Raw genomic sequence first — 14,870 nt, 5'->3', positions numbered from 1 at the left:
AAAAAATTTATCTTCTCTAAAAGAACTCATTTTCTTTCCGTTTGCGCGTATAGTCTGTCTAGCCTTTACTGTACTCAATAAGGATTTTTCAGTATTTTTGAGCAATCGATTATTGTATTGAAAAATAGTTGCTTGTAGCGGAGGCACGAGACTCCTACGGGAAAAGCGAGACAATCAAGACCCCGCAGGAAATTTATTTGCGACGAAAGCGTAGCGACAGGAGCAGCGAAGCATGAGCGACGAGGAGGCTTGATCTCGCCCGTGGAAAGCGAGTGCCGCAGCGGAAAGCAACGGTTACTAAAATGGTAATATATGTTTTAAATTTTGCTCATTAAGAATTTTTAAAATAAAATCCCCATACTGCTTTAACGGAAAAAATGGTGCGCTTTTTTGCGTACCATTTTTTTATGTATTATTCGGCTAAATAAGAGCAACAGTAATCTGTTACGGTTTCTACTTTTAGTTGGAAAGAGCTGTTAGCTGGTACGTAAAATACACCTTTTTCATCAATCGTTTCCCACTCTGCTCCTTGAAGTTTATACGACAGCTTACCTGCTAAAATTTCCATTTCCTCTTTTAAACCTGTGGAAAACTCGTATTCTCCGGGCAACATAATACCTAGTGTTTTTTTAGTTCCATCTGCAAATACTACAGTACGACTCGTTACTTTCCCGTCAAAGTAAATATTTGCTTGTTTTTGTAACGTTACATTATCAAAAGTAGTCATAAAAATGCCCCTCTCTTTCTTGTGTACTCACTATAGCACAAAAATAATACGTGAAAAACACCATTACCTAAAAATTCCGTCTTTTTTTATACTTTTTTGTGCTAAAAACAATCGTAAAAATCGATAATACGTTTAAATTATTGAGGCAAGAAGGAAACACTAAGCCAAAAGATTATGGGAGGTTATCTTAATGTTGCATTATGAACTGAAAGGAAGCGGCGATGAAACGCTTGTCATTATTCATGGTTTTTTAGGAGACAGAACTATTTTTAATAATGTCATTGAAGAATTACAACAACATTATGAGTTAGTTCTGATTGATTTACCTGGGCATGGAAAAAGTAAAATGGAACAAAGAAATTATACGATATACGACTATGCACAAGCGATTGTCGACGTATTAACACAAGAAAAAATCGCAAATGCCGCATGGCTTGGACATTCTATGGGCGGCTATATCGCACTTGCTGCACTCGAACGTAATATGGCGAAAATAGACAAACTAATTTTAGCTTATTCTTCGGCATCCCCTGATTCAGCTGAAACACAGAAAAAACGCGATGGACAAATAAAAGCAATTGAACAAAACGGTGTAAAAGCATTTGTAGACAACAGCATTGATGCATTTTTTAGTAAAGAAGCAGCTAATGAACATATCGAGTTTGCACGGAATATCGCTTACAAAGCAACAAAAGAAGGGCTAATCGCTGCATTGCAAGCAATGAAAGAGCGCCCAAATCAAACACAGCTACTCCATGAAACATCTACACCGATCCTTGTCATTGAAGGGCAACAGGATACAATTGTTTCACCGATTGAAACGGACAATATTGCCGTCCAGAAAATTGTTACAAATACTGGACATATTGGTATGCTTGAAGATGACAAGGCATTTTTAAAGGCAATCAAACAATTTTTAGGGTAAAAGGAAAACAGGTCGGATTACTCGATTGTTGCAATCACTTGAGATAACTCCGACCCACTCTTTTTACAGCAGTTTTTCACCGAATAGTGAACCAATTAACGCAACGGCAACCTCGGCTGTTTTATTCTGGTGATCTAATATTGGGTTTACTTCTACAAATTCCGCTGATGAAATGAGGCCGCTTTCTGCCAGCATCTCCATTGCTAAATGGCTTTCGCGATATGTAATCCCGCCAAGCACCGGTGTCCCTACCCCTGGACATTCTATCGGATCAAGCGCATCTAAATCGAGCGATAAATGGACGCCATCTGTTTGTTTTAAATAATCAATCGTTTGTTCCATCACAGCTGTCATACCAAGCTTATCGATTTCATGCATCGTAAATACTTTAATGCCTAATTGATGAATCAGTTCCTTTTCTCCATCATCTAATGCACGCGCACCTATTAACACAATATTTTGTGGCTTTAGTTTACTAGAACCAATAGATGTCAGCAGGGGATGCCCTAAACCTAAATTGACGGCTAATGGCATACCGTGGATATTGCCTGACGGCGACGTTTCGGGAATATTTAAATCACCGTGCGCATCATACCAAATGACCCCTAAATTCTTTTTTAACGTGTTTATCGCAGCTAATGTACCAATTGAAATACTATGATCGCCCCCAAAAATGAGCGGAAATACCCCGTCACCTAGCATGTTTAAAACACGCTCTTTTACTGCTAAACTTGCATCAACAACAGACTGTAAATTTTTCAAATGAGCATCTCCTTGGCGAGATACACAGCGTCCCTTCACGACAATATCGCCATAATCAACGACTGTATAATGTAACTTCTTGAGGCGTTCTTCTACACCCGCATACCGAATAGCACTAGGTCCCATATCGACCCCACGTCTTGCTTGCCCTAAATCCATCGGTACCCCAAGTAACCCTACCGTTTTCATGCTTCTCCTCCCCCTTACTCTTATTGTACGCGGGAAATAAAAAGCAATTCAATGATACATAAAAAGAACAAACCCTTTCCGCGTGAACGGAAAGGGTCCTGCTATTAGTTATTTAATTCATAATGCTCACCTTTGACTAAATAAAACAAATGCTCTGCAATATTTGTCGCATGGTCTGCACAACGCTCAATATAACGTGCGATAAATGATAAATACGTAATTTGCGAAATATTTTCCGTTGAAACACTTGTTAAGCGAAGTAAATTACTTACTGTATCGCCGTATAGTTCATCTACTTGATCGTCTAAATCCGCAATTTCCTTTGCTTTCGTTGTGTTCTCTTCAACAAATGCCTCTAAAATTTGTCGCAACATGGATACCGTGCGGAAGTGCATATCTTCCAACGTTTCGATTGGTGTAATAAACGGTTCTTTCCCGATACGAATCGTTTCTTTCGCAATATTAACCGCATAGTCGCCAACACGTTCCATATCAGCGGAAGCTTTGACCATCACCATTAAGCGACGTAAATCTCTTGCCACTGGTTGCTGCTTCGCGATAAGTAAGATAACACGATCATTAATTTCCTCTTCTAGACGGTTAATCTCGATATCCATATCAATAATTTCTAATGCTAAATCAATATTTTTCTCTGTAAATGCTTTGAAAGCGAGCTCCAATGCATCGATTGATTTATTACATAAATGAAGCAATTCTTGCTGTACGCTTTGTAAATCATTCTCGAATCTTTCACGAACTGACATGCTTTTCTCCCCCTTATCCGAAGCGACCTGAAATATAATCCTCTGTACGTTGATCTGTTGGAGTAGAGAAGATTTTATCAGTCTGATCAAATTCAATAATTTCACCATTTAGGAAGAACGCGGTCTTATCAGAAATACGGGCAGCTTGTTGCATATTATGCGTTACAATAATAATCGAGTATTTCTCTTTTAATTCTTGCACAAGCTCCTCTACCTTTAACGTAGAAATTGGATCTAATGCAGAAGTCGGCTCATCCATTAAAATCACATCTGGCTCAATCGCTAAACAACGCGCGATACAAATACGTTGCTGCTGTCCACCTGATAAACCGTAAGCATTTTGATGAAGACGATCTTTTACATCATCCCAAATCGCGGCTCCGCGCAACGACTTCTCCACGATTTCATCTAATGTTTTTTTATTTTTAATACCGTGAATACGTGGACCATACGCAATATTATCATAAATCGATTTTGGGAATGGGTTTGGCTTTTGGAATACCATCCCTACACGCGTACGTAACTCTTCTACTTCGTAATTACTATCGAAAATATTGCGACCACGATAGTTAATTTCACCTGTTGTACGTACGATCGGCACTAATTCCACCATACGATTTAATGCCTTTACATACGTAGATTTCCCACAACCCGAAGGACCAATTACAGCCGTTACTTCATTTTCTAAAATATCAACATTCACATTTTTTAGGGCATGATGTTCGCCATACCATAAATCAAAATTTCTCGTTGCAAATACGACATCTTTCTTTGTCGATGTTGCAAGTGTAGGCTTTTGCTCATTGACGATAATCTTCGGTGTCACCTTTTCTGCTACATGTACCATCGTACACACTCCTTAATAACGTTTTTGGAACTTATTTCGAATCAATACCGCAATCGAATTCATTAACACCAGCACGGTCATTAACACAATAATGCCCGCTGCTGCCACGTATTGAAACTCTTCCTGAGGTCGCTTAGCCCAGTCGAAAATTTGCATAGGTAATGCCGTAAACGAATCCATAATACCTGTTGGTAGGAATTGTAGAATAACAGGAATCCCGATTACAACAAGCGGTGCTGTTTCCCCGATTGCTCGGGAAAGGGCTAAAATACTACCCGTTAAAATCCCTGGAATCGCAGATGGTAACACAACACGGACAATCGTTTGCCATTTTGTTGCGCCCATACCGTACGATGCTTCACGTTGCTCATTTGGTACTGCACGAATCGCTTCCTGCGCGGCTACAATGATGACAGGTAAAATAAGTAAACTCATCGTAAAACCAGCAGCTAAAATACTTTTGCCTAAATCCATCATTCGCACAAAAATCGTTAACCCAAGTAAACCGAATACAATCGACGGTACACCTGCTAAATTGGAAATGTTCATGCGGATAAAATCATTCAATTTATTTTTCTTTGCATACTCTTCTAAATAAATGGCTGTCGATACACCTAAAATAATCGACACGGGTGCAACAACACACATAAGCCAAATCGATCCAATTAAGGCTGCCTTAATCCCTGCTTTTTCAGGAATACGGGAAGCAAAATTTGTTAAGAAATCAACATTCAAATAACCGATTCCTTGGGAGAAAATACGAAATAACAAAACAGCTAATGAAATAAGCGCAAAGCTTGTTGCTACAATGAATAATGCCTTCCATACTTTGTTGAGCGTTAAGCGTTTGCCCATTCGCTTCATCACAGCAGTATTATCTATATATTTCATCTTAATACTCCTCTCTGAAGCGTTTTGAAATGTATTGTGCTAGTAAATTCATTATTAATGTGAAAATAAATAATGTAAATCCTACTGCATAAATCGAATAGTAAATCGTTGTGCCGTAACCAGCATCACCTGTTGTTACTTGTACAATATAAGCTGTCATCGTTTGGATAGAGCCTGTAAAACCAAAGTCAAAGAGTGGTGTTGATCCCCCTGCTAAAGATACGATCATCGTTTCACCAATGGCACGTGAAACGGCTAATACAACAGATGCCACGATACCTGATAGTGCGGCAGGTAAAACGACTTTAATCGCTACTTCAAACTTTGTAGAGCCTAAGCCAAGTGCACCTTCACGAATCGAATTCGGTACTGAGCTCATCGCATCCTCTGACATCGAGGCAATCATCGGTAAAATCATAATCCCTACAACAATCCCAGGGCTTAATGCATTAAAAATTTTTAACGATGGAATGATTTGTTGAAGCACTGGCGTCACAAATGTTAAAGCAAAGAAACCATACACAATGGTTGGTACACCAGCTAATACTTCTAAAATCGGTTTAACAATTCGGCGCACCTTATCGGATGCATATTCACTTAAATAAATAGCTACACCAAGCCCTAATGGTACCGCTACTATAATCGCTATAAATGTCACCTTAAACGTCCCTAAAATTAATGGTAATACCCCATATAAAGGATCTTTCCCTGAGAAAGGCAACCATTCTGTGCCAAATAGATAATCTGTAATGGAAATACGTGTAAAGAATTCAAATGTTTCGAAAATCAGTGTAAATACAATCCCAAACGTTGTTAGGACTGAAAGCGCTGCTGCTGCAAATAAGGCAATAGGTACAAATTTTTCAACGATTTTCTTGCCTTTTTTGTTACGGGAAGCAGCAATCATTGACTGTACCGATTGATTAGCCATACTATCTCCCTTTCTTAATATGAAAAGTCTAGATCAAAATTGTGACGAAGTGGCACGGTTCTTTTTTAGAAAAAAACGTGCGGTAAGTCGGTCTTACCACACGCGCTTTTTTATTTTAATGCTTCTAGTGCCGCTAAACCTTCATCATATTTTGCTTGTGGTGAACGTACATAACCTGTTAGTTCTGCCATGTCGCCTGCATTTTCAAGTGCGAATTTAACGAAGTCATATGTTGCTTCATTTTTTAAAGCTTCATTTTTCACGTATACGTAAAGTGGACGTGATAATGGTGAATATTCGCCTGATTCAATCGTTTCATTCGTTGGTTCTACACCATCTACAGCTACAACTTGTAACTTATCTTGGTTTGCTAAGTAGTAAGCATAACCGAAGAATGCAATCGCATTTTTATCAGCAACAACACCTTGTACTAATACGTTATCATCTTCTGATAATGTTGCTGTTTTCACTAAATCTTCACCATCTAGAATTACTTCATCAAAGTAGTCATACGTACCAGAATCAGAACCTGGTGAGTAAAATACTACTTCTTCAGCTGGCCAAGATGGGTCGATATCAGACCATTTCTTTGTTGTGCCATCTTCTACCCAAAGTTTTTTTAATTGGTCTACTGTTAAATCCTTAGCCCAAGTGTTTTCTGGGTGAATCACGACAGATAAACCATCGTAAGCAATCTCGAATTCTGTATAGTCAATGCCTGCATCTTTTAAGCTTTGAGCTTCTGAATCTTTAATAGGACGAGAGGCATTTGAAAAATCTGTTTCACCGTTGATGAATTTTTCGAACCCACCACCAGTACCTGATACGCCGACAGAAACGCGCACATCACGTTGTACACCTGCGTATTCTTCTACGATCGCCTCCATAATTGGTGCTACAGTAGATGAACCGTCACCTAGTACATCACCTGATAATTGTGCTGCGCCTTCTTCTGTTTCTGTTTCTGCACCGTTTGCAGTTGTTGAATCTTTGTCATCACCACATGCTCCTAATAGTAGTGCAGAACCTAATACCGCTGTCATTGTTAAGTACTTCCATTTTTTCATTGTGAATGTCCTCCAAATCAAAGTAAGTATTCTTACAAGTTTCACTATAGATTCGTATTATTGAGAACATATAAATGAATTGTTAAGCGTGCGTAAATTAGTGTGAAACAATGTAAATTTCAAACATCGCATGTCACGTAAAAAGGAGCGATTTCCTAGACCTACGCCTATGAAATCACTCCTTTTATTATTATTCATTTACTTTTTCTTCTTCTTCATCTTCATCCAGAATGTCTTTTGATAGAGCTGGTAAAATGTCTTGCTCTACGGTATTAGCTAATTTCCCATCACTTGCACGCTTTTCTTTTAGTGCAAAATAAGCATCTAACACTTCTCTAGCAATATAGTTATTATACGATGTATATCTATTGTGGTTTGTCGTAGCCCAAGGAATGACTACGGCATACGCTACTTCAGGATTTTCATATGGCGCAAAACCAACATGAATAAGGCTTAACACTTCTGTACCGTAGCGCTCCTTTTGTGGTCCGTAATATACTACCTCTGCCGTACCTGTTTTACCTGCTGCTGTATAAGGTGTATCATAAAATTTACTTCTAGCGGAACCATAAGAACCGACATACACGCGACGTAAGCCTTCTTTTACCTGCGCAATTTCTGCATCTGTGTTAGAAATACGATTTAAAATTTTCGGCTGTACTTCTTCCACTAATGTGCCAAGCTTTTCACCATCAGCAGAAGGGTTACGGATTTCTTTTAGTAATCGTGGCTGAATACGATAACCACCATTGGCAATAGTAGAAATATACTGTGCGAGCTGAAGTGGCGTATACGTATCAAACTGGCCAATTGCTAAGTCGAGCATTTTACCCGGCGTATCCATTACCCCTTGGTATCCCGTCATTTCTCCCGGTAAATCAATACCTGTTTCAACCCCTAAACCAAACTGCGCATAACCGTTGCGCATACGTTGCAGTGTATCATCTTTCAATCTTAGCCCCATATTACGGTAATAGTTCGTCCCCCCCATTTTAATGGCTAGTTGGAACATATACGAGTTGGATGATTGTTCTAAAGCTCTTACGTCATTCATCGCAATGGCGCCACCACGGTTAAATACGGAGCTTTTTGGCTGTGTACCTGCTAGTAAAATAGGCTGATCGACTAAAACGGTTCCTGGTGAAATAACCCCTTCATGATAAGCGGTTAATACTGTTGCGGCCTTCACCGCCGAACCTGCTTCATAAGCGGTTGTAAAGGCGCCATAAGAATAATCAATCATATAGCGCTCTCGCGTTTCTTCGTCATACTCGATTTTCTTGCCAACCATACTTAAAATTTCACCTGTATTCGGATCCATCATAACGTAAAATGCTCTGTCTAACAGTGAAGAACCGCCTGAAGCTTTCATTTGCAATAAATATTTTTCAACAATACGCTCTGCTTCTTGTTGCAATTCCATATCAAGCGTTGTAACTAAATCTTTCCCTGGTTCGCCTGCATAGGTTGTAATTGTTTCAACAACTTCGCCTTTTTTATTTGTTAAGTTTTTGACAACGGATTTTTCACCTTGTAATAACTCTTCATACTCCGCTTCAAAATAACTTTCCCCCACACGATCATTTCGCGAATATTCTCGAGCGAGGTAGTAGTTTAACTTACTTTTCGGAATCCCTTTGCTCGGTGTTGTTGTACGTCCAAGGACAGCGAGCGATGCTAAACGCACACGTTTCCAATCGGTTGTCGTATTGACACCCGGTAATTCTGATAATCGTTCGGATACTAGGGCAAATTCTGCATCCGTTACATTTTCACTTTTAATAATTTGTGGCGATAAATTATAGCCTGACGTCATCTCACGGTAAATGGCTAGCACTTCTAAATCAAAATCCGTTAGCTGCGCTAATTCTTCGTCCGTGATCCGTTCGAGAATACGACGATTATATTCTTTATCGACTTCACTTTCTTCAATATTTTCATTCGCTTTACGGAATTCTTGCATTTCTTTATCCGTTACTTTTTCTTTGGCTGCCTCATTATTATTCAAAATCCAAAAGTCTTGCTTGTCGCGATACGTTACACGATTTGTCGGCATATCGATCAATTGCGCTAAATCTTTTGCCACCTCTAACATTTCATCTCTTTTCGTCGTTGGCAGTTTCGTATACGTAATGGCATTTTCAGGCTGATTATCAACTAAAATACGACCGTACCGATCATAAATACGCCCACGCGGCACACTTGTGTTGACACGTACTTCTTCTGTTCGCTCTAATTCAAGTACATAATCTTCCCCTTTGACAATTTGCAAGTAGCCTAGACGAAAAATCAATATTGAGAACAATAAAAAGATTGAAAAGAAAAGGATGTTCATGCGGAATGTTAAGTTTGCACGTTGTTTTGCTTTAGCATTCTTATTGTTGTTATTTGGTATCGGTTTTCGCACCTTCCGTTCCCCTTTCTTTGAAACTATTTCAAATTATATTTTTCCGATAAAAATTGTGGATAGATTTTTTATAATGCAATCGGGTTTATCTTTTAACCGTTTTGAAATCATTTTTCATGGCTAGGTTGGAAATAAACACTTATAGATCGTTCTTATTCGAGGATCCATGAAACGTATACTTTCCAATACGCTAAAAAACCCATGCCCTTTAGTATAACATTATCTTCTATTAGAAAAAAGATGCGATTACGGCAGACCCCTTTTTAATAATGACTAGGTTGGTCGCGAAAAGGTTTCCATTTTTCCTGATATCTTGTTAAATAATAAAAGAGGATATACATCGAGGTGAATTACATGGAATTATTCGCTGTTGGAGTCGGAGGGGTAGTTGGCGCATTGCTCCGATATTGCCTAAGCCAAACCGTTATATATGAGGGTGGATTTCCACTCGCAACATTGATCGCTAATTTAGTTGGGTGCTTCCTGCTTAGCTTTATTCTGAGTGGAACGTTATTTAATAACTATCCACATATACGACTTGCTTTAACAACGGGTGTACTTGGTGCTTTTACAACCTTTTCTACATTCAGCTATGAAACGGCTACACTCGTTTCTGGTGAATTATATGGAACCGCTTTTCTTTACATTAGTTGTTCTATGATTGGTGGCCTTTTTCTTAGCTTAATTGGCTATAAGCTCGGGAGTGGAGGTGTTCCATCATGATTTATGTCATGATTGGTGGATTTTTTGGCGCGATTAGTCGATTTATTGTGAGTAAAAAATTATCTACTATTCATAAAGGCTTTCCATTTCCTACTTGCATCGTTAATATAGTTGGTGCTTTTTTATTAGGGATCGTTATAGCCAGTGAAGTTGCCGATACATTGTATCAATTAGTAGGGATTGGCTTTTTAGGTGCCTTTACAACTTTTTCTACATATAGCTATGAAACGCTGCAACTTGTGAAAGCACGGCAGTTTGGGTTGGCATCTTTGTATTGGATCGGGAGTGTTCTTTTAGGGGTAGGCGCTTTTTTTATTGCGCTGTTCATTTCGTAAAAACTAATTTAGCCGCTATCCACTTATACTTTAGGCAATAGAAAATACCTCTAATGTTAGCATTAGAGGTATTTTTTATATGAATAGCAAACTATAGATTTCGAAGAACAGCTAAAATCTTCGCGATTACTTTGCACCTGTCGCTTCGCTTTCAGTGCAGAAATTTTTATTATTTAGCTTCTTGGAACTTTTTCTCTACTACGTCCCAGTTCACTACGTTCCAGAATGCAGTGATGTAGTCTGGACGACGGTTTTGGTAGTTTAAGTAGTAAGCGTGCTCCCACACGTCTAAACCTAAGATTGGTGTTTTACCTTCCATTACTGGAGAGTCTTGGTTTGGAGTTGATGTTACAGCTACACCGTCACCCTCAACGATTAACCAAGCCCAACCTGAACCGAAACGAGTTGTTGCCGCTTTAGCGAACTCTTCTTTGAATGCATCGAAAGAACCGAATTTAGCGTCGATTGCTTTTGCAACCTCACCAACTGGTGTATTCGAACCGCCTGGCGCGATTACTTCCCAGAATAATGTGTGGTTTGCGTGACCGCCACCGTTGTTACGTACAGCTGTTTGCTTATCCGCTGGTAGAGCGTCTAAGTTCGCAATTAGTTCGTTGATGTCTTTTTCAGCGAATTCAGTACCTTCTACTGCTGCGTTTAAGTTTGTTACATACGTATTGTGGTGTTTAGAATGGTGGATTTCCATTGTGCGTGCATCGATATGTGGTTCTAATGCATCGTAAGCATAAGTTAATTCTGGTAATTTGTAAGCCATAATTAAGTTCCTCCTTGAAATAAATAAAATTAATATGATTCCATTAACTAAGGTATCAAAATTAGCCCAGACGTTCAACTAAAAAAGCACTCAAAATGGCAAATCAGCCTTTTGACGGAAATTTAGGGAAGTTAAATGGCGATCACAAACAATATAATCATAATTGCTTGCAAAATCCCCTTTGTGACAACCGATGTTAAAAAGCCAACTAGCGAACCAACGCCTGTTTTTAATGCTTGTTCCCAATCTGATTTCGTGATCAGTAGCTCTGCTATTACCGCCCCTAAAAACGGACCAATTAAAATACCAGCAAACGGAATGACAAACGGTCCAACTAACAATCCGATTGTACTTCCCCACATGCCTGCTTTTGAGCCACCAAATTTCTTGACACCAATTAAATTCGAAACTGTATCTGCGCCAAATAATAATACAACTAATAATATTTCAATCAGCCAAAACCACCAAGGTAGTTCACTAAAGCTATAAAATAAACCGTATACGACAAATCCACCTACTATAAACAGCACCGATGGAATAATTGGATAAATGAGCCCAATAAATGCGATCGCAAAAAATGCAATGATTAAAATCCATGCAACGATATCCATAAAACCTCTCCTTTCTATTCGATTTACGTACAATACGCCAAAAGGTTTCAAGCAATGTTCATTTTCCTTCTACACTTTTCATGTTAAACTTGCGTGTGGAGGAGAAATGACATGAAACACTCACAATTATTTATTGATAGTTTAATAAACCCTAAAAAATTAGCCGCATACCGCATTTTATCCATTGGAAAAGTTATTCAATATGTGTTTATATTGATTACCCTTATAACCGCTTTTTCATTCGGGCAATTTACAACAGGGGTTAACGAAAATGTACTAAACATCGATGGCTTAACGGAGTACATTGCTGATATTCAGTGGTTACTTTACCCATTTGCTTTTATTTTCTTATTTATTTTTACGACGCTATTAATTTTTGCGCGTATTAGTTTATATGCATTGGCTGGTTATTTTTTCAGCAAAATCATGAAACGCCGCGGTGAATATCGTCATATTTGGCGTACAGCTGCGTTTGCTGCTACATGGGCAATACTCATTTCCATTCTCTCTGAGATGTTCCAATTATCAGGCACGTGGACTACTTTAATAGGAATCTTTATCACAATGTTATTTATCATCATTGCTTTAACAAAATATCCAAAACAGTCCTAAAAATAAGCATGAATCTCTCATTCACACATATAGTGTTGTGCAAGGAGGGATTTTTTTGCGTTTACTTTTATGGACTGTTCTATTTTTTGTTGTTGTCGCCGTTATTAAAATTGACTTACAGGAAGGTACATTACCTTTAGCAGAGTTTTACGAAGGCGATTGTGTACAAATAGTTGAATATGAAACCGTACGTGTAAAAGTCACTCCAAACGATACCATTCATAGTTTATTTGCGGCAGTACCTTACGAATATAATATCTCTCAATCCGAACGACTTACTCTATTTTTTCGATATAATCCACATCTTGAAAAGCAATCATTAGTTGCTGGGGAAGAAGTTTTAATCCCGATAAAACCAGTAAATCGTTGTGAAAAATAATAAATCAGTTATTCTTCCTTGTTTTTTACTTTCACAGACTGCTAAAATAGGTTTCAGTGACGGCTTATGTATTAAAGCCCGAAAAGGAGAGAAATGAAATGAGTGAAATCGTTCACCGTACAAAAACACGCCCTGTACGTGTTGGTAATTTAACGATTGGTGGTAACAATGAAGTAGTTATTCAAAGTATGTGTACAACAAAAACACATGATGTAGAAGCCACTGTTGCAGAAATTAAACGTTTAGAAGAAGCTGGTTGTCAAATCGTGCGTGTAGCTGTTCCTGATGAGCGCGCAGCTGATGCGATTGCCGATATTAAAAAACAAATTAACATTCCGCTTGTTGCAGATATTCACTTTGACTACCGTTTAGCATTAAAAGCGATCGAAAACGGCATTGATAAAGTTCGTATTAATCCAGGGAATATCGGTCGTCGTGAAAAGGTAGAAGCAGTTGTTAACGCAGCGAAAGCGAAAAATATTCCGATTCGTATCGGTGTAAATGCAGGTTCATTAGAGCGCCATATTTTAGAAAAATACGGCTACCCTACAGCTGATGGGATGGTTGAATCAGCGCTACACCATATTAAAATTTTAGAAGACCTAGACTTCCACGACATTATCGTGTCGATGAAAGCTTCTGATGTAAACTTAGCGATTGAAGCCTATGAAAAAGCGGCACAAGCATTTGACTATCCGCTACACTTAGGTATTACAGAATCAGGTACCCTATTTGCTGGTACAGTAAAATCAGCTGCTGGTCTTGGTGCTATTCTTTCAAAAGGCATCGGTAACACACTTCGTATTTCACTTTCAGCAGACCCAGTAGAAGAAATAAAAGTCGCACGTGAATTACTAAAATCATTCGGTCTTGCATCGAATATGGCGACATTAATTTCTTGCCCTACTTGTGGTCGTATTGAAATTGACCTGATCTCGATTGCAAACGAAGTAGAAGAATATATTTCAAAATTAAATGTACCATTAAAAGTAGCTGTATTAGGTTGTGCGGTAAATGGTCCTGGGGAAGCTCGTGAAGCAGATATCGGGATTGCTGGTGCGCGTGGTGAAGGCCTTCTATTCATGAAAGGGAAAACAGTGCGTAAAGTACCTGAAGAAACGATGGTAGACGAATTGAAAAAAGAAATTGATAAGCTGGCTGCTGAAATGGCACAACAGCGTGAAGCTGACACAAAAGCGAATGCATAAGAGAGGTGTTTCCGCGTGACATCCAAAACAAAACCACGCTTTGGGATTGATATTGATGGAACAGTCACATGCCCTGCGACATTAATTCCACATATTAATAAAGAGTACAACGTCAATATTACACTGAACGATGTAGTCGAATATGATTTTTTAAGCGCATTCCCCCATCCAATCGACCGCGCTAGCTTTAACGCATGGTTTAAGGAAAATGAACCAGCTATGTATGCAGTAAGTGAAGCAGCAACACATGCAAAACAAATTTTAAATGCCTGGGAAAATGTATATGAGCTATTTTATATCTCAGCTCGTGGCGAAAATGTTTTTGATGTGACAACGAATTGGTTCCAAGAGCAACAAATTCCTTATCACCATATCGAACTCATCGGCAGTCACGATAAAATTGCAGCGGCTCGCCAATATCAGGTTGATGCGTTTTTCGAAGACAAACATGATAATGCCGTTATGATTGCAGAGGAACTAAATATTCCGGTGTTGCTATTTAATACACCATATAACCAGTTATCTATCCCTTCAAATGTAATTCGTGTCAACAACTGGCTCGAAGCAAATGAATGGATTCAAAAAAAATTTTAATAAAAAACATACTAACATTAGTAGTACAAACCACGGCCATGGTTTGTGCTACTATTTTTTTATAGTAGAAGTGAAGGAAAGCCGAACAGCCCCTGGGATCATTTAAGAATCCGTATTAAAAAC

17 protein-coding genes are annotated in these 14,870 nt (G+C 38.7%); 7 read left to right on the top strand and 10 right to left on the bottom strand.

Annotation, left to right across the window (positions count from 1 at the left end):
* Positions 1 to 412 precede the first annotated feature (412 nt).
* Complete coding sequence (locus tag AAGS61_RS11585; protein ID WP_391371717.1) at positions 413 to 727, bottom strand: pyrimidine/purine nucleoside phosphorylase; 315 nt, start codon at positions 725 to 727, stop codon at positions 413 to 415.
* Between the two features lie 190 nt (positions 728 to 917).
* Between AAGS61_RS11585 and AAGS61_RS11580 the strand changes: the two genes are divergently transcribed.
* Entirely contained in the window at positions 918 to 1,652 is a 735-nt protein-coding gene (locus AAGS61_RS11580) for an alpha/beta fold hydrolase (RefSeq protein WP_391371714.1), read from the top strand.
* 63 nt (positions 1,653 to 1,715) lie between these two features.
* Here the strand turns inward: AAGS61_RS11580 and rocF are convergent, their stop codons facing one another.
* The 7 genes from rocF to AAGS61_RS11545 form a co-directional block, all read right to left on the bottom strand.
* On the bottom strand, positions 1,716 to 2,603 hold the full coding sequence (gene rocF / locus AAGS61_RS11575) for an arginase (RefSeq protein WP_391371711.1): 888 nt from the start codon (positions 2,601 to 2,603) through the stop codon (positions 1,716 to 1,718).
* A gap of 104 nt (positions 2,604 to 2,707) precedes the next feature.
* Positions 2,708 to 3,367, bottom strand: a complete 660-nt coding sequence (phoU, locus tag AAGS61_RS11570; RefSeq protein ID WP_391371708.1) for a phosphate signaling complex protein PhoU — start codon at positions 3,365 to 3,367, stop codon at positions 2,708 to 2,710.
* 13 nt (positions 3,368 to 3,380) lie between these two features.
* Positions 3,381 to 4,214 (bottom strand): phosphate ABC transporter ATP-binding protein PstB, encoded by an 834-nt coding sequence (gene pstB, locus AAGS61_RS11565; protein ID WP_391371706.1) that lies wholly within the window; start codon positions 4,212 to 4,214, stop codon positions 3,381 to 3,383.
* 12 nt (positions 4,215 to 4,226) lie between these two features.
* A complete protein-coding gene (gene pstA / locus AAGS61_RS11560; RefSeq protein ID WP_391371703.1) occupies positions 4,227 to 5,105 on the bottom strand; it encodes a phosphate ABC transporter permease PstA in 879 nt (292 codons plus the stop codon).
* A 1-nt stretch (position 5,106) separates the two neighbouring features.
* Positions 5,107 to 6,036, bottom strand: a complete 930-nt coding sequence (gene pstC, locus AAGS61_RS11555) for a phosphate ABC transporter permease subunit PstC (RefSeq protein ID WP_391371700.1) — start codon at positions 6,034 to 6,036, stop codon at positions 5,107 to 5,109.
* 110 nt (positions 6,037 to 6,146) lie between these two features.
* A complete protein-coding gene (locus tag AAGS61_RS11550; RefSeq protein WP_391371697.1) occupies positions 6,147 to 7,103 on the bottom strand; it encodes a PstS family phosphate ABC transporter substrate-binding protein in 957 nt (318 codons plus the stop codon).
* Between the two features lie 190 nt (positions 7,104 to 7,293).
* Complete coding sequence (locus AAGS61_RS11545) at positions 7,294 to 9,510, bottom strand: peptidoglycan D,D-transpeptidase FtsI family protein (protein ID WP_391371694.1); 2,217 nt, start codon at positions 9,508 to 9,510, stop codon at positions 7,294 to 7,296.
* 354 nt (positions 9,511 to 9,864) lie between these two features.
* On the opposite strand from AAGS61_RS11545, the gene crcB (AAGS61_RS11540) reads away from it, so the two are divergent.
* Complete coding sequence (gene crcB / locus AAGS61_RS11540) at positions 9,865 to 10,233, top strand: fluoride efflux transporter CrcB (RefSeq protein ID WP_391371691.1); 369 nt, start codon at positions 9,865 to 9,867, stop codon at positions 10,231 to 10,233.
* Positions 10,230 to 10,568, top strand: coding sequence for a fluoride efflux transporter CrcB (gene crcB / locus AAGS61_RS11535; RefSeq protein WP_391371688.1), 339 nt, complete (start codon positions 10,230 to 10,232; stop codon positions 10,566 to 10,568). Before crcB (AAGS61_RS11540) ends, crcB (AAGS61_RS11535) begins: the two co-directional genes overlap by 4 nt.
* A gap of 169 nt (positions 10,569 to 10,737) precedes the next feature.
* Here the strand turns inward: crcB (AAGS61_RS11535) and AAGS61_RS11530 are convergent, their stop codons facing one another.
* Together AAGS61_RS11530 and AAGS61_RS11525 are read right to left on the bottom strand one after the other, a co-directional pair.
* Positions 10,738 to 11,343: a superoxide dismutase gene (locus AAGS61_RS11530; protein WP_391371685.1), complete on the bottom strand. Its 606-nt coding sequence runs from the start codon at positions 11,341 to 11,343 to the stop codon at positions 10,738 to 10,740.
* Between the two features lie 131 nt (positions 11,344 to 11,474).
* Entirely contained in the window at positions 11,475 to 11,954 is a 480-nt protein-coding gene (locus AAGS61_RS11525; RefSeq protein WP_391371683.1) for a DUF456 domain-containing protein, read from the bottom strand.
* Between the two features lie 111 nt (positions 11,955 to 12,065).
* Between AAGS61_RS11525 and AAGS61_RS11520 the strand changes: the two genes are divergently transcribed.
* From AAGS61_RS11520 to AAGS61_RS11505, 4 genes are all read left to right on the top strand, one after another.
* On the top strand, positions 12,066 to 12,566 hold the full coding sequence (locus tag AAGS61_RS11520; protein ID WP_391371681.1) for a DUF1189 family protein: 501 nt from the start codon (positions 12,066 to 12,068) through the stop codon (positions 12,564 to 12,566).
* A 55-nt stretch (positions 12,567 to 12,621) separates the two neighbouring features.
* A complete protein-coding gene (locus AAGS61_RS11515) occupies positions 12,622 to 12,945 on the top strand; it encodes a hypothetical protein (protein ID WP_391371678.1) in 324 nt (107 codons plus the stop codon).
* A 98-nt stretch (positions 12,946 to 13,043) separates the two neighbouring features.
* Complete coding sequence (gene ispG / locus AAGS61_RS11510) at positions 13,044 to 14,153, top strand: flavodoxin-dependent (E)-4-hydroxy-3-methylbut-2-enyl-diphosphate synthase (RefSeq protein WP_391371675.1); 1,110 nt, start codon at positions 13,044 to 13,046, stop codon at positions 14,151 to 14,153.
* A 15-nt stretch (positions 14,154 to 14,168) separates the two neighbouring features.
* Positions 14,169 to 14,747: a hypothetical protein gene (locus tag AAGS61_RS11505; RefSeq protein ID WP_391371672.1), complete on the top strand. Its 579-nt coding sequence runs from the start codon at positions 14,169 to 14,171 to the stop codon at positions 14,745 to 14,747.
* Positions 14,748 to 14,870 lie beyond the last annotated feature (123 nt).

It is taken from the genome of Lysinibacillus sp. KU-BSD001, from assembly GCF_042920265.1.
Taxonomy (GTDB): domain Bacteria; phylum Bacillota; class Bacilli; order Bacillales_A; family Planococcaceae; genus Lysinibacillus_B.
This window is presented reverse-complemented; position numbering and strand designations above follow the sequence as displayed.